12 protein-coding genes and 1 riboswitch are annotated in these 14,171 nt (G+C 64.3%); of the genes, 7 read left to right on the plus strand and 5 right to left on the minus strand.

The window, feature by feature from the left end; genetic code table 11:
- The first annotated feature begins 72 nt into the window (after positions 1-72).
- Genes ACVOLS_RS16925 through ACVOLS_RS16935 form a run of 3 tightly spaced genes read left to right on the plus strand, consistent with a single transcriptional unit; the run spans position 73 to position 2,905 of the window.
- Complete coding sequence (locus ACVOLS_RS16925; protein ID WP_481546593.1) at positions 73-1,101, plus strand: heme/hemin ABC transporter substrate-binding protein; 1,029 nt, start codon at positions 73-75, stop codon at positions 1,099-1,101.
- Complete coding sequence (locus ACVOLS_RS16930) at positions 1,098-2,138, plus strand: FecCD family ABC transporter permease (RefSeq protein WP_481546594.1); 1,041 nt, start codon at positions 1,098-1,100, stop codon at positions 2,136-2,138. The genes ACVOLS_RS16925 and ACVOLS_RS16930 overlap by 4 nt, the downstream gene beginning before the upstream one ends.
- Positions 2,135-2,905, plus strand: coding sequence for a heme ABC transporter ATP-binding protein (locus tag ACVOLS_RS16935; protein WP_481546595.1), 771 nt, complete (start codon positions 2,135-2,137; stop codon positions 2,903-2,905). Before ACVOLS_RS16930 ends, ACVOLS_RS16935 begins: the two co-directional genes overlap by 4 nt.
- A 65-nt stretch (positions 2,906-2,970) precedes the next feature.
- Here ACVOLS_RS16935 and ACVOLS_RS16940 read toward each other — a convergent pair whose 3' ends face one another.
- Positions 2,971-3,681: an AraC family transcriptional regulator gene (locus ACVOLS_RS16940; RefSeq protein ID WP_481546596.1), complete on the minus strand. Its 711-nt coding sequence runs from the start codon at positions 3,679-3,681 to the stop codon at positions 2,971-2,973.
- A gap of 661 nt (positions 3,682-4,342) precedes the next feature.
- Here ACVOLS_RS16940 and ACVOLS_RS16945 point away from each other — a divergent pair.
- Positions 4,343-7,321 carry a TonB-dependent receptor domain-containing protein gene (locus ACVOLS_RS16945; protein WP_481546597.1) on the plus strand — a complete coding sequence of 993 codons (2,979 nt, stop codon included), beginning with the start codon at positions 4,343-4,345 and terminating at the stop codon, positions 7,319-7,321.
- Between the two features lie 103 nt (positions 7,322-7,424).
- On the opposite strand, the gene btuB is transcribed toward ACVOLS_RS16945, so the two are convergent.
- Positions 7,425-9,296 (minus strand): TonB-dependent vitamin B12 receptor, encoded by a 1,872-nt coding sequence (gene btuB / locus ACVOLS_RS16950; protein WP_481546598.1) that lies wholly within the window; start codon positions 9,294-9,296, stop codon positions 7,425-7,427.
- A 115-nt stretch (positions 9,297-9,411) separates the two neighbouring features.
- Positions 9,412-9,648, minus strand: a riboswitch (cobalamin riboswitch).
- 283 nt (positions 9,649-9,931) lie between these two features.
- On the opposite strand from btuB, the gene cobT reads away from it, so the two are divergent.
- Genes cobT through cobS form a run of 3 tightly spaced genes read left to right on the plus strand, consistent with a single transcriptional unit; the run spans position 9,932 to position 12,335 of the window.
- Positions 9,932-11,002: a nicotinate-nucleotide--dimethylbenzimidazole phosphoribosyltransferase gene (cobT, locus tag ACVOLS_RS16955; RefSeq protein WP_481546599.1), complete on the plus strand. Its 1,071-nt coding sequence runs from the start codon at positions 9,932-9,934 to the stop codon at positions 11,000-11,002.
- A complete protein-coding gene (locus ACVOLS_RS16960) occupies positions 10,999-11,586 on the plus strand; it encodes a histidine phosphatase family protein (protein ID WP_481546600.1) in 588 nt (195 codons plus the stop codon). Before cobT ends, ACVOLS_RS16960 begins: the two co-directional genes overlap by 4 nt.
- A complete protein-coding gene (gene cobS, locus ACVOLS_RS16965) occupies positions 11,583-12,335 on the plus strand; it encodes an adenosylcobinamide-GDP ribazoletransferase (protein ID WP_481546601.1) in 753 nt (250 codons plus the stop codon). Before ACVOLS_RS16960 ends, cobS begins: the two co-directional genes overlap by 4 nt.
- 218 nt (positions 12,336-12,553) lie before the next feature.
- Here the strand turns inward: cobS and ACVOLS_RS16970 are convergent, their stop codons facing one another.
- From ACVOLS_RS16970 to ACVOLS_RS16980, 3 genes are all read right to left on the minus strand, one after another.
- Positions 12,554-12,913 carry a TfoX/Sxy family protein gene (locus ACVOLS_RS16970; protein WP_481546602.1) on the minus strand — a complete coding sequence of 120 codons (360 nt, stop codon included), beginning with the start codon at positions 12,911-12,913 and terminating at the stop codon, positions 12,554-12,556.
- A complete protein-coding gene (locus ACVOLS_RS16975) occupies positions 12,910-13,392 on the minus strand; it encodes a GAF domain-containing protein (RefSeq protein ID WP_481527323.1) in 483 nt (160 codons plus the stop codon). The genes ACVOLS_RS16970 and ACVOLS_RS16975 overlap by 4 nt, the downstream gene beginning before the upstream one ends.
- Before the next feature lie 173 nt (positions 13,393-13,565).
- Positions 13,566-13,928, minus strand: a complete 363-nt coding sequence (locus tag ACVOLS_RS16980) for a phasin family protein (RefSeq protein WP_481546603.1) — start codon at positions 13,926-13,928, stop codon at positions 13,566-13,568.
- Between the last annotated feature and the right edge of the window lie 243 nt (positions 13,929-14,171).

Below are 14,171 nucleotides of genomic sequence, written 5' to 3' on the forward strand. Positions count from 1 at the left end.
CGCACTGCCATCAAAATCTGGCTGGCGCGCAGCTCCGATGCGTCGGCCAATCTGGTAACCGAGGACGTATTGATGAAAGCCACCACCCTTGTTCCGACTGGCCTGGGCCTGCTGCTGGCCGTGCTGATTACCGGTTGTGACCGCAGCCCCGCACCACCGCAGGCCGCAGCCGAAGCCCCTGCTGCTGATGCGAGCGTATTGCCGGCTGGCTGGAAGCGCGTGGCCGGGCAGGACGTGCCGCAGGTGATTGCAGCGACGCCGCAGCTGCCGGCCAAGCTGCGCTCGGACGATGGCGTGGAGGTTGAAGTGACCGATATCAGTCGTATCGTCGCCGGCGGCGATGATGTGATCGCGGTGATCGAAGCCTTGGGCCTGGCCGACAAGGTCTATGCCGCGCCGGATCGTTCGGCGACGGCTGCTGGCAAGGCGGCAGCCAAGCACTTCCTGTTCAACCGGACCACCGGTGTGGAAGGCGTGCTGAGCCTGGACGGAACCCTGTTTCTCGGCAACAGCCTGCGCCGCCATGCGGTGCTGGCCGAGCGCCTGCGCGCCACCGGCCATGCCGCGGTGGTGATCGACGACCTGCAGCCGCCGGCGGACAAGGTGCGCAAGGTGGCTGCTGCGCTTGGTCTGTCTGCACAGGGTGAGGAGTTGGCTGGCAAGGTGCAGGCACAGCTCGATCAGGCCGCAGCCATTGCCAAGGACAATGCGAAGCGCCCGCGGGTGATCGCGTTGTCGGCCAGCGGCGCCGGTGGCCTGCCGACCGTGGCCGGCGCTGACAGCGCTGCCAACCAGCTGATCACCATCGCCGGTGGCATCAACATCGGCGAAGAAGCGGGCGTGGCCAATTACTCCCAGCTGAGCAACGAGGGCGTTGTCGCGGCAGCGCCGGAGGTGATCCTGGTAACGGAGAACGACCTGCGCCTGTTCGGCGGTGAAGCCGGCCTGTGGAAGGCCTATCCAACCTTGAAGCACACGCCCGCTGGCGCCGCCAACCGTGTCTGGGTGATGCCTGATGTCGAACTCAAATCCACCAGCGTGGGTTCTGGTGCAGGCGCACTGGCCTTGGCGCAGGCGCTGGCGGAGTTGTCGCGCGGATGATGTCGGCGCAGGTCCGGCGGCCGAACGGCGCGCTGCTGCTATGTCTGCTGCTGGCGGTGTTGCTGGGTGCGGTGTTGTTGTCATTCGGTACCGGTCCGCTGAAGCTGCCTGCGGCCGACGTGCTGCGGGCGATGGCGGCGCAGTTCGGTTTGGCGGATCCGCAATCGATCAGTGCCCGCGACATGGGCGTGGTCTGGCAGCTGCGCATTCCACGCGCGCTGCTGGGCGCGTTGGTTGGTGCGTCGCTGGCGATGGCCGGCGTTGCGCTGCAAGGCCTGTTTGGCAACCCGCTGGCGGATCCCGGTATCGTCGGCGTCAGCCAGGGCGCGGCGCTGGGTGCGGTGGCGGCCATCGTGCTCGGTGCGGGTGCATTCGCTGTGTGGCTGATTCCACTGGCGGCTTTCATTGGCGGTGCCGGTGCGACGACCTTGATCTATCTGCTGGCGCGGCCGGGGCGCGGTGAAGGCACCGCGACCTTGCTGCTGGTCGGTATCGCGATTGGTGCGGGTTGCTCGGCGGCGGTCGGCTTCCTGACCTACATCGCCAGCGAGAGCGAGCTGCAGTCGCTGGTGTTCTGGCAGATGGGCTCGTTGGCGCAGGCCAGCTGGAGCGACGTGGCGGCGGTCACGCCGGTATTCGTGATCGGCCTGCTGGCCCTGCTGCGGCTGGCCACGCCCTTGGACATGCTCGCGCTCGGTGAGCGCCAGGCACGCCACATCGGCCTGGATGTCGCACGCACGCGGCTGTTGCTGGTCGCTTTCAGTGCGTTGCTGGTTGGTGCAGCGGTAGCGTTTGCCGGTAGCGTCAGTTTCGTCGGCCTGGTGGTGCCGCACCTGGTGCGGATGCTGGTCGGCCCAGGACACCGCTGGCTGTTGCCCTTGTCGGGTGTGGTCGGCGCGTTGTTGATCGTGGTGGCCGATACCGCCGCGCGCACGTTGGATCCGCCGTCGGAAATCCCGCTCGGCTTGTTCTCCGCGGCGCTGGGCGCGCCGTTCTTCCTGTGGCTGGTGCTGCGCAAGCGTGGGGGAAGGGCATGAGCACGCCCTTGCTGGAGCTGCGCAAGGTCAGCGTGCTGCGTGGCAGCCGCCAAGTATTGGCGGATGTTGATCTTTCTCTGCAGGCCGGCACGCTGACTGCCTTGGTTGGCCCCAATGGTGCAGGCAAGTCGACCTTGCTGGCCTTGCTTGCCGGTGACGCCGAGCCGGATGCCGGGCAAGCATTGCTGCAAGGTCGTGCACTAGCCGACTGGCCGGTGCGAGAGCTTGCCCTGCAGCGGGCGGTGATGGCGCAGGATCATGCCGTGCACTTTGCCTTCAGCGTGCGCGAAGTGGTCGCGATGGGGCGCCTGCCGCATCCGCCGCAACCACGGCAGGATGCGGAGATCGTAGAAGCTGCGTTACTTGAGGTGGATGTTGCCAGCCTCGCCGGTCGCGATGTGCAGACGTTGTCCGGTGGCGAGGCTGCACGCACCTCGCTTGCGCGTGCCTTGACACAACAGACGCCGGTACTGCTGCTGGATGAGCCAACCGCCGCACTCGATCTTCGTCATCAGGAGCGCAGCTTGCGCAGCGCTCGCGAACTCGCAGCGCAGGGCCGTTGCGTGGTGGTGGTTTTGCATGACCTCAACCTGGCATCAGCCTATGCCGATCGCATCGTGATGCTATGCGATGGGCGCATTGCCGCCGATGGCTCACCGCGTGAGGTACTGACCCGCGACACCATCGGCAAGGTCTACGGCCAGCCGGTGCAGGTAATCGAGCATCCCACGCGCGGTGTGCCGCTGGTGGTTGCCTGCGACGATTGAATGTCTGCCAGCGCGTGCGCGGATCAGTAGCTTTCGCATGGGTGACTCGCGCGTTGGCTTGGCAGCTACTTTGGTGCTGCCGCCAGCGCCCGATAGTCGCGCGGCGTCATGCCCACGGTGTGCTTGAACTGCCGCGCGAATGCGCTCTGGTCGGAGAATCCGCAGGCCTGACCGACGCTGGCGATGCTGGTGTCGGTGAACAGCATGCGGGTGGCGGCTTCGATGCGGAACTTGGTCAGCAGCTGCTGCGGTGTCAGCTGGAATACCTTCTTGAACAATCGCTCCAGCTGCGCCACAGAGACACCACTCTTGCCGGCCAGCGTGCGCACGCGCAGCGGTTCATGGAAATGTGCCTGCATGTATTCCACTGCAGCATGCAGGCGCTGGAAGGACGAGTCCTCGCGATCCGGTTGGCCGAGATCACGCGAGATGCCGATCAAGCCGACGATACGGTTGTCCTCAACCAGCGGCTGCTTGAGGGTGAGGCACCAGCCCGGGCTGCGGTTTGCATAGAGCTGCAGCTCAAGCATGTCTTCGATCACTTCGCCGGTCAGCACGCGACGATCCTGCTGGATGTAGCGCGCGGCTAGGTGTGCAGGGTAGAGCTGCAACACACTCCTGCCGACGATCTCCTCGCGGCTCTTTTTCGCCAGCCGTTGCATCAAGGTCTGGTTGACGTGTGTGTACCGACATTCGGTGTCCTTGATGAAGAACACCACGTCGGGAAGTGGATCGAACATGCGCACCAACACCTGCGGTGACAGGGTGACAGCCATGGCGTTGCTCTCCGTTGCAGAGCGCACACCCTGCCATTGCGGCGGCCGTCTCTCAAGCGGAATTAGTATGCTGAAATCCGCATTGTGCAAGTAAAGATACACCTAGCGCACAGCACTGCGACCAGTGGAGTATTGAACCCGAAATGTACGGTCATGAACTTCTTTCGTTCTTACGTACGTATACAAATCAAATGGTTGCACTTGTTACGGGTTGTGTGGCTTTTTTTCGTCCTCCCGGTTGATCAGCGGGAAGGCGCGCGTCGATACCTGTCAGGGGGCTGGTATTAGGCGGATCTGAAAGCCTGGGCCGGTTATGCCAAGGTAGTGCGTTTCTGCCAGAACCGGCGTACGCGATGCCGGGCGCGGTTCGGGTTTGTGTGTGGATTTTTTGCCTTCGGTCCGGTCTCGTTCGTGGCCGTCAGGATCGTGACTGCTCCATCTGCTGTCGACCTTCGCGTTTGCCCGCGCCGAGGTCGGTTGGTGTGTGCGCGGGAAATGGTCGAAGTCTTCGCAAAGCCGCTCAGCGGCGGTGCGCGTCGTAGACCTGCAGCTGTAGCTGAAGCCGCACGTCAATCAAGGCGAGGCGCTGGGCGGGTGGTCAGAAGCAGATGTTGTTGATTGCTGAATTTTCGTTGGACATTTCATATTCGAGGGGAAGTAAATGAAAACGAACGATCCCGCCAAGCGCTTGCCGTGTCGCCGGCGTGGCCAACTGGCAGTCGCTGTTGCTATGGCGCTGTGTGCTACTTCCATAGGCTCGGCCTGGGCGCAGGATGCTGCCGGGGAGGCTGCGAAGGAACAACCTGCTGGCACCGAAGCGAAGAATCTCGATACCGTGATCGTTACCGGCTCGCGCATCCGCCGTGAGCCGGGCTTCGAAGGCCCGGCGCCGGTGACGGCAATCAACGCGGAGAGAATCCAGGCTTCCGGCTACACCCAGATCGCCGATCTGGTGAACCAGCTGCCCAGCTTTGCGGCAACCCAGACCAGCCAGACCGCCAACCAGACCGGCGACGTCGGTGTCAGTGCACTGGATCTGCGCGGCATGGGCGTACAGCGAACGCTGACGCTGGTGGATGGGCGCCGGCAAGTTGCATCGATCCCCGGCACCGCCGGTGTGGATGTCAGTGCACTGCCTGCAAGCATGATCGAGCGCGTTGATGTGGTTACCGGTGGCGCCTCCGCGCTGTATGGCGCCGATGCGGTCAACGGTGTGGTCAACTTCGTCCTCAAGCGCGACTACGAAGGCTTGGAAGCCAGCGTTCGCTACGGTGATTCCTCGCGTGGCGACATGCCGACCTATACCGGTGACGTTCTGTTCGGCAAGAACTTCGCTGACAACCGCGGCAACTTCACCCTGCACGGCTTCTGGGAAGAGAACTCCGGCACCGTGCGCGGCCAGGACCGTCCCTGGACCGCCAACGGCTACCCGTATTACGCACGCGCCAAGAGCACCGATCCGTACGTGATCCTGGACAACAGCCGCAACGTTTACAACTCGCCCAATGCGACCGTGTCGCTGGGCAACTGCACGGTGGCCAATGCCGCCAGCTGTCTGTACACCTTCAATCCGGACGGCTCGCTGCGTCACTCGCAACTCGGCCCGGGCGGGCTGACCAACCTCAGCACCGGCTTCAACGTGCTGCAGCAGGGCACCACCGATGGCGGCGAGTTTGGTGGCCGCTACGATTCCTGGTACCTGGTGACGCCATCGGATCGCCAGACCGTGCGCTCGACGCTGGATTTCGACGTCAACGATGCGCTGCGCCTGGTTGGCACGGTCAACTATTCGCAGAGCCAGTCTGAAGCCTCCTGGCGCTCGCTCAGCACCTATGGTTCCGGCGGCAGTGAAGTGGTGCCGTATTACAGCCCCTTCATCACCCAGGAAATGATCACCGCCAACGGTGGTGCGTTCACCAATGGCATCGCGTTCGGCCGCCACTTCGATGAAGAGCTGGGGCATATGCGCCAGCAGACCGACCGCAAGTTGTTGCAGGCGACCGTCGGCGCGGAAGGCTATTTCGACTTCTTCGGCCGCAGCTGGAACTACGAGGCTTATTACTCTTACGGACGCAGCCGCCAGCGCACCCGCGAACTCAACGCAGGCTCCTATGACCGTTTGCTGTCGGGCCTGAATTCCTATGTGGATGGTGCCGGCAACCCGATCTGCTGGGATGGGCCTGCTGGCTGCGTGGCGATCAATCCGTTCAAGCGCCTGACCTCGGAGATGGTCGACTGGTTGACCTACGACACCGACTGGTCGACCACCACGCTTACCCAGAAAGTTGCATCGGCCTATGCCTCCGGCGGCCTGTTCGACCTGCCCGGTGGTGAAGCCAAGATCGTGGTGGGTGCGGAGTACCGCAAGGAACGCAATGAGATTGGCACCATCGCCCAGTACGACCCGACCAACCCGGCCTATGACCCCAGCCTTGGCACCACCCAAAGCAGCTTGACCGGCGAGTTCAGCGTCAAGGAAATCTTCAGCGAGCTGAGCCTGCCCTTGCTGTCGGGCGTGACCGGCGCAGAGCGCTTGTCACTGGAGCTGGCCGGGCGCGTCTCGGACTACAGCACCGCTGGCCGCACCACGACGACGAAGCTCGGTCTGGAGTGGGCGCCGATCGAAGACATCACCTTGCGTGGCACCTACGGCAAGGCGATCCGTGCGCCCAATATCGGTGAACTTTACACGGCGGGCAGGGTGTCGTCGGCATGGATCTACGATCCCTGCAACGACTATGCGCTGGCCAACCGCACCAGTGCCACCAGCTACACAGCGGCTAATTGCGCGACGATCAGTCCCAGCGATACCAGTGTTGGCAACTATTGGCAGTGGAAGGACATCGTCTACTCGGGCAACGTCAACCTGAAACCGGAAACCGCCAAGACCACGACCTTCGGCGTGGTGTTGCGGCCGCGCTTCATTTCCAACCTGACGGTGTCCGCCGACTACTACAAGATCGACCTGCGTGGGGTGATCTCCACGCTGGACTACCAGACCATCCTCAACCGCTGCGTCGACCAGGCCAGCCTGGACAACACCTTCTGCGATCTGGTCACCCGTGACTCGGCAGGCGACATCGTAGAAGTGGCGGTGCAGCAGCTGAACCTCTCGCAGAGCATCGCCCGCGGCGTGGATATCAACGCCAATTGGTTCCATGACCTTGGTGGCGTGGCGGGCTCCAATGCGGGTCGTATCCTGATTGATCTGAGCTACGGCCGCACGCTGGAACGCAAGTTCGTCGCCGATCCGCAGAATCCGGACGATGCATGGGATTACCTCACGCTCTGGGGCACGCCGAAGTGGAAGGGCACGGTGCGCACCGGCTGGTCGAATCCAAAGCTCAGCGTCTACTGGACCCTGCGGCACGTATCGAAGATGCGTGGCAGCAATACATCTACCGCAAGCTACGAGCGTGAGTGGGCCGGCAATACCTTCTACAGCGACTTCTACGCCAGCTATCAGCTTACGCCGAAGTTCAGTGTGTTCGGTGGCATGAACAATGTGTTTGATCGCGCGCCGCCACGGGTGCCGGGCGCGGAGGCCGGCGGTGCCGGTTTCAATCAGACCGGCTATCAGGCAGCGGTATACGACGTGCTGGGCCGCACCTTCAACATCGGCGTGCGCATGAAGCTGTAAGGCCGCCCGTTGGTTGAAAACATAACAGGGCCGACGGGATGAGCGTCGGCCCTGCTTGTTTTCACGCTGACGGAAACCGCAGCAGCGCTGCGGCTTCGCTGACTCAGTTGGCCTTGCTGTTGTAACGCAGGGTCAGCTGGTACTCGCGGCCCGGCTGGTTGTACCAGGCAACGGTTTCGTACTCGCGGTCGAACACGTTGGCGGCCTTGGCCTGCAGGCTCCATGCGTCGTTGATGGCGTACTCGACACGCACGTCAACAGTGCCGTAGCCAGCCAGGCGCACGCTGTTGGCAGCGTTGTCGAAGCGGTGGCCGCTGCCTGCAGCGGTCACGCCCAGACGCAGCGGGCCGAAGCTCTTGTCCACGTCCAGACGGCCGCTGGTGCGCGCGCGGCGCGCCAGCAGGTTGTCATAGGTAGCAGCGCCGGAGGTGTGGTCGCGCGGGTCGGTGAAGCTGGCCTGGGCGTTGATGTCGAAGCCGGCCAGCGACAGGTAGCCGGTCAGTTCGGCGCCGCGGATGCGGGCTTCGGCGACGTTGACCAGGTCGAAGTTGCTGTCATAGCCGATCAGCTGGTCGACGCGGGTTTCGTAGGCGTTGAAGGTCCAGTTCCAGTTGTCGGCGTACTGCGCGATGCCGAGGTTCAGGCTCTTGGATTCTTCCGGCTTCAGGTTCGGGTTGCTGAAGCCCGGGTAGTACAGGTCGTTGAAGGTCGGTGCCTTGAAGCCGGTGCCGGCGCTGGCGGTCAGGCGGAAGCCGTTACCAAAGGCAAAGCCATAACCCAGGCTGCCGGTGGTGTGGTTGCCGAACTGCTCGTTGTCGTCGTTGCGCACGCTGGCCTGCAGCGCGTGCGCGCCGAACTGGCCCTGGTACTCGGCAAACACGCCAAGGTTGTCGCGCTGGTCGATGTCGAAAGCAGTGGAGCTGGTGACCTTGTCGTTCTGCCAATCGGCACCGGCGGTGATCTGCTGGCCTTCGGCGATGGTGAAGTCACCCTGCACGCTGGCGGTATCGCGGCGGGTATCGAAGGCGCTGGCGAAGCTGCGGGTGCCGGTGCTGGCATCAGCGAAGTAGTTGTCGGCTTCGTCGCGGTTGCGGCCAACCTGTGCGGTCAGGTTGAAGCGCTCCGATGCAGCCCAGGCGAGCTTGGCGCCGAAGACCTGCTGGCGGTTGTCGGCTTCGTTGCCGCCGAAGATGCTGCCGTCGTATTCGTTGAAGCTGTCGGCGTTGAGCACGTGGCCTTCCAGGCTCAGCGTGTCGGTCAGGGCGTAGCCACCGCGCACGTTGATGGAGGTGTTGCGGTAGCCATCGCGGTCCGGCTCATCGGCGAAGCAGCCAGCGCCCCAGCCAGCGGCGGTGCCGCGGCAGGCGTTGATGCCATCGGTTTCCTGGTAGCCGCCCTGGGCCGAGATCCAGCCGCGCTCACCGCGGTTGCTGAAGCCGGCGCTGACCTGACGCAGGTTGTTGCTGCCGGCGGTGATCGCCAGGTTCTGCTGCAGGCCCTTGCCAGCGTTGCGGGTGAAGATCTGAATCACGCCGCCGATGGCCTCGGAGCCGTACAGGCTCGAACGCGGGCCACGCACGATCTCAACGCGCTCGATCTGGTCGACCGGCAGGTCCTGCAGTGCGGCCATGCCGCTGGTGGCGGAAGCAACGCGCACGCCGTCGACCAGCACCAGCACCTGGTTGGAGTTGCTGCCACGCAGGAACAGCGAGGTGATCTTGCCGTTGCCGCCCTGGTTGGCGAAGTCCAGGCCAGCGCGGCCGCGCAGCAGGTCCTGCAGCGAGTTGGCCTGGCTGTGGTCGATCTGCGCACGGTCGATGACCTGCACCGGCACCACGCTGTTCTCGATGGAGACCGGGGTGCGGGTAGCGGTGACGGTGACGTCGTCCAGCTCGGTCGGTGCGTTCTGCGCGGCGGCAACGCCCGGCAGTGCGAGGGCAAGGGCGAGCGAAAGAGAGTGGTAAGACAGTTTCATGGAAGCTCCTGGGCCTGCACGCTCCCGCGCAGGCGGATGGGGAAGGCTGCCAGAAGAGGGAGAAGACGGAGGCGGCGCACACGGCGCTACAGCCGCCGCCATGCCCTCCGCATCGCAACCAGTCGGCTTTCGGGCCGGTCTCCGGACTCGCAGGCGAGGCGGCGTGTGCCGCTTCCGTCCAGGCGCCTTCCCGTGTCGAGCACAGTGGCGGTATGCCTGGTCTTGTCCTGCTTACCGTTGCGGGGGCAGCGCCGGAATGGCGACATGCTGGAGTTCCAGCAATGCGCGGCACCGGCTTCCCGTTTCAACCGACCGGCAATGCCGGGCGGTCACCTGAAAGTGCGCGCATTCTAAGTCATTGCCGCCAGCGCTGCCGGAATGGGCGGCAACGGCCGATAGAGCGCAGTGTCTGCAAGCGCGGCTCAACGTAGCCCGGGTAAGCGTCAGCGCAGCCGGGGAGCTCATGATGCTGCAGGCCTGCACCGGTGTCGCAATCTCGTTCCCCGGGGCGCTGTGCTTACCCGGGTTACGCTTGTGCGCTTGTTGTGCTTGACTGCTGGCCGGCGGCGGCGCCCTGCGCAGCGCTGTTGCTGAATGGCTAGAATGCGCGCTGCAAACGCAGTATCGGAAGTGTCGTGACAGAAACATGGTACGGGCAGGCCTGCGGCCAGCCTTCGCAGGAATACCGGCAGCGCGCCCTGGTCCGCCAGCGCCAGTTGACCAAGCCGGAAGGCGCTCTGGGTCGCCTGGAGACGCTGGCGGTGGAACTGGCGGCGCTGCAAGGCGTGGATCAACCAGCGGCGCAACGTGTGCCGGTGATCGTGTTTGCTGGCGACCATGGCGTTACCGCGCAGGGCGTATCGGCTTACCCGGCGGAAGTGACGGTGCAGATGCTGCACAACTTCGCCGCTGGTGGCGCTGCCATTGCGGTGCTCGCACGCGAGCTTGGCTTGCCGCTGCATGTCTGGGATGTGGGCAGCCGCGCCACTGCGTCGATTGCCGGAGTGGTCAGCGCCAAGACGCTGCATGGCACGGCGGATTTCAGCACCGGCCCGGCGATGTCGGCCGCGGATCTGGAGGCTGCGTTCGATGCGGGTCGCAGCGCGGTGGAAGCCGCCTGTGCTGACGGCGCGGATCTGCTGGTGCTCGGCGAGATGGGCATCGGCAACACCACCGCTGCCAGCGCTGTGGCTGCTGCGCTTGGCGAGATGGCACTTGATGAGTTGGTCGGTGCTGGCACTGGGCTGGACGCGGTGCGCATGGTGCAGAAAAAGAACCTGATCGCGCGCGCGTTGAGCCTGCATGGCGAAGCGATCAGCACCGCCGAATCCCCCGGCTGCGCGGCATTGCAGCGGGTCGGTGGCTTGGAAATCGCGGCGCTGTGCGCGGCGATGATCGCCGCCGCGCAGCGCAGCATTCCGGTGCTGGTGGATGGCTTCATCGTCTCTGCTGCGGCATTGGCGGCAGTGCGCATCAACCCGAGCCTGCGGCCGTGGCTGCTGTTCTCGCACCAGTCGGCCGAGCGTGGTCATATCCGCCTACTGGAAACCCTGCAGGCGCAGCCGCTGCTGTCGCTGGACCTGCGCCTGGGCGAAGGCTCCGGTGCCGCGCTGGCCTTGCCGCTGGTACGCATGGCCTGTGCCCTGCACAACCGCATGGCCACATTCGCCGAAGCGGCCGTTGCCGATCGCGGTGGTAGCCGATGATTCTCGATCTCATGCGGCACGCCTCCACTGGACGTGCCGGCCATCTGGACGGACGCACCGATCCGCCCTTGATTGATGGCGCGATGGACGCCTTGCACCGCTGCCATGCAGGCATTGGCTGGAGCCGGGTGATTACGTCGCCGCGTCGGCGCGCGCTGGATACCGCGCATGCATTGGTGGCTGGCAGCAACCAGTTCTGCGAGATCCATCCGGACTGGGCCGAGCTCGACTTCGGCGATTGGGACGGACTGCATTTCGATGAGGTTCCTGCCGAGCAGCTTGCTGGTTTCTACAGCGAACCGCACGATGTGGTGCCGCCCAACGGCGAATCCTGGCAGCAGTTCCAGGCGCGTGTGGAAGAACAACTGCATCGTTTGGTGGACGAAGACGATTGCGATGGCCAGCCGGTGTTGGTGGTCAGCCATGCCGGTGTATTGCGGCTGGTGGTGTCGCGCGTCTGTGGGATGAGCCTGTCCTCGCTGTGGGCGATGCGTATCGATTACGGCACGCGTATACGCCTGCGTGTTGAGCGCGGCGAAGACGGCCAGTTGTGGGGTGAACTGCTGGAGTTGCGACAACCATGAGTGGACGCCGCCTGATCCTTGCCATCCAGTTCCTGACCCGGTTGCCGACGCCACAGGTGCGCGACTTCCGCCAAGAAGATCTGAGCAGGTCGGCGGTGTACTACCCCTTGGTAGGCGCCATCATCGGTGTACTGCTGGCACTGCCGCTGTATGGCCTGTCGGACCGTCCATGGCTGGCGGGCGCGTTGACCTTGTTGCTGTGGGTATGGGTGACCGGCGCGCTGCATCTGGATGGTCTTGGCGATGTCGCCGATGCCTTAGGTGCGGCGCATCGCAACCCGCAGCGCTTCCTGGAGGTGCTCAAGGACCCGCACATGGGCGTGTTCGGCGTGGTCACGCTGATCATGCAGCTGCTGCTGAAGTTCGTGCTGCTGACCGAACTTGCGGTGGGCCCGTTGTGGTTCGGCATCGTGCTGGTGCCGGCGTGGGCACGCTGGGGCACCTTGTGGTGGAGCCAGCGCATTCCGTCGCTGCATGGCGATGGTCTGGGTGAGCGTTTTTCCTGGCAGCTGCGACCGTCAGCGATGTGGCTGTGGGCGGCGTTGTTGGCTGCTATCAGCGTGTTTGTCGCTTGGCCGTTGTTGCTGGCACTGCTGCTGGTGCCGCTGGTTGCGCTGTGGTGGAAGCGCAAGCTGGGTGGCATCTCCGGCGATGGTCTGGGTGCCAGCGTGGAAGTGGTGGAGACCTTGCTGTTGTTGGCCCTGGTAATGCTCGCACCGCTTGCCAGCGGGTTTGCAGGAGCGGCGTAAGCCGCGAAGCCACAGTTGCAACCTGAGCCATTTAACTGGAACCACCAGCGATCATCGCTGTGCGATCTGAAGAATGGTCAGCTTCGCGGCTGACACCGCTCCCACAAGGTGACCACCTGTAGTGCCGAGCCATGCTCGGCAGGGGCCTTGCAGACGCTGCGTCGGACAGTTCCGTCAGCTTCACGGCTCACGCCGTTCCCACAAAAGCAGGGCGGGCTTCAATCCTCGAAGCGGATCTCAGTGGTCTCTTCTTCGTCGGCATCAGCCTGCATATGCGTTTCATGCACCGGCCCGGCCTGCTGTCCCGCACGCGTGGTGGGCAGTGCACCAGCGGCGATTTCATACTCCGCCACCAGTTGCTGGCGTCGCGCCTCCGGTATTTCCTGCCAATGGCAGCCGACCAATGCGCCCTCCAACGAATACAGCAGGTTGAGGCTGGGCTTGAAGCCGGCGCGGCGCACCTTCATGAACGCCGCTACCGGGCCGATCGCACTCAAATCCTGCTCGCTGCGCAAACCAACCTGACGCAGCCAGGCTGCACTCTTGGGGCCGATATTGCGCAGCTTGGGCGTGCTCATTGCAGCGCCTCGACAAATACCTGGGCGATGGCTTCCAGGCCCAACTGGTCATCCGCGTCGAAGCGTGCGATCACCGGGCTGTCGATATCGAATACGCCGACCAACGCGCCGTTGTGGACCAAGGGCACCACCAGTTCCGAGCGCGAGGCCGAGTCGCAGGCGATATGGCCGGGGAACGCATCCACATCCTCGATGCGCTGGGTCTGGCGGCTGCTGGCAGCGGCGCCACACACGCCCTTGGACAGCGGAATGCGCACGCAGGCCGGCAAGCCCTGGAACGGGCCAACCACCAATTCCTTACCGTCGTAGAAGTAGAAACCCACCCAGTTGAGCTGCGGCAGCGCGTGGTAGACCAGGGCCGACAGATTGGCGGCATTGGCGATACGGTCGGCTTCGCCGTGGACCAGGGCGCGGGCCTGGGCCAGCAGCTGGGCGTACTGTTCCGGCTTGCTGCCGGTGAGGGTGTCGGTGTTGAACATCAGGAGAGTCTAGCCGCTGCGTGGTCGTCGATTCTGCCAGCCGCTGCCCCTGAACGCAGCCATCGGCAATGGAATGCTGGATCGCAGGCAAAAAAAAGACCCGGCAGCGGGAGGGAGCTACCGGGTCTGGGATTGCGCGGGGGAGGGACCGCGCAAATTCTGTTGTCTGGGTATCAGCGGGTGGCGCGCTCGGCTTTGGCGGGCTTGGCAGCGAACGGCTGGCGCACCAGTGCGCCCAATGCCTCGCTGGTTTTCAGGCTGAGCCCGACCACTTCCTGATTGGCATTGGCCAGCCGTTCCATGTTCTCGCGTGCCAACTGCATGCCCTTGGGCAGCAGCGCCTGCAGATCCGCCTGCGCGCCGGCCTGGGCCAGTTCGCCGAAGAAGCCAGCCGCAGCCGTGGTGTTGCGCTCGAACGCGCGCAGCTGCACGCCAAACACGCTTTCAGCATTTTCCAACGCGAGCCGGTTGGCGCGGTTGGCCACGGCAGCGAACTGCTGGGTATAGCTGCTGAAGTCGTTGGGCTGAGCGGACATCGGTGCAATCCGGCGGGTCTTGTTGCGTTGCAGCATAGCGCGCTTTTGGCGCGATGCAACATGTAACTGTGAACGGTTCAGACGTCCGCTTTCTGTAGAGCCGAGCCATGCTCGGCTGGGGCGTTCCTGGTAAAGCCAGCTCTGTAGTGGCGCCCCCCAGGGAGCGGCCGGGGCGGGCCGATATGTAATAGCCAACCAAGGCACCCGACCCCCCCCCCCCCCCCGGCGGACCCGCACGCGTGG

Source organism: Stenotrophomonas sp. STEN038 (genome assembly GCF_056759895.1).

Excerpts from the sequence above, each read along its gene's own strand:
- ACVOLS_RS16970 (WP_481546602.1), bottom strand. The coding sequence starts at position 12,913 with ATGAGCACGCCCAAGCTGCGCAATATCGGCCCCAAGAGTGCAGCCTGG.
- ACVOLS_RS16930 (WP_481546594.1), top strand. The coding sequence starts at position 1,098 with ATGATGTCGGCGCAGGTCCGGCGGCCGAACGGCGCGCTGCTGCTATGT.
- ACVOLS_RS16945 (WP_481546597.1), top strand. The coding sequence starts at position 4,343 with ATGAAAACGAACGATCCCGCCAAGCGCTTGCCGTGTCGCCGGCGTGGC.
- ACVOLS_RS16980 (WP_481546603.1), bottom strand. The coding sequence starts at position 13,928 with ATGTCCGCTCAGCCCAACGACTTCAGCAGCTATACCCAGCAGTTCGCT.
- ACVOLS_RS16975 (WP_481527323.1), bottom strand. The coding sequence starts at position 13,392 with ATGTTCAACACCGACACCCTCACCGGCAGCAAGCCGGAACAGTACGCC.
- cobS (WP_481546601.1), top strand. The coding sequence starts at position 11,583 with ATGAGTGGACGCCGCCTGATCCTTGCCATCCAGTTCCTGACCCGGTTG.
- ACVOLS_RS16925 (WP_481546593.1), top strand. The coding sequence starts at position 73 with ATGAAAGCCACCACCCTTGTTCCGACTGGCCTGGGCCTGCTGCTGGCC.
- ACVOLS_RS16960 (WP_481546600.1), top strand. The coding sequence starts at position 10,999 with ATGATTCTCGATCTCATGCGGCACGCCTCCACTGGACGTGCCGGCCAT.
- btuB (WP_481546598.1), bottom strand. The coding sequence starts at position 9,296 with ATGAAACTGTCTTACCACTCTCTTTCGCTCGCCCTTGCCCTCGCACTG.
- ACVOLS_RS16940 (WP_481546596.1), bottom strand. The coding sequence starts at position 3,681 with ATGGCTGTCACCCTGTCACCGCAGGTGTTGGTGCGCATGTTCGATCCA.
- ACVOLS_RS16935 (WP_481546595.1), top strand. The coding sequence starts at position 2,135 with ATGAGCACGCCCTTGCTGGAGCTGCGCAAGGTCAGCGTGCTGCGTGGC.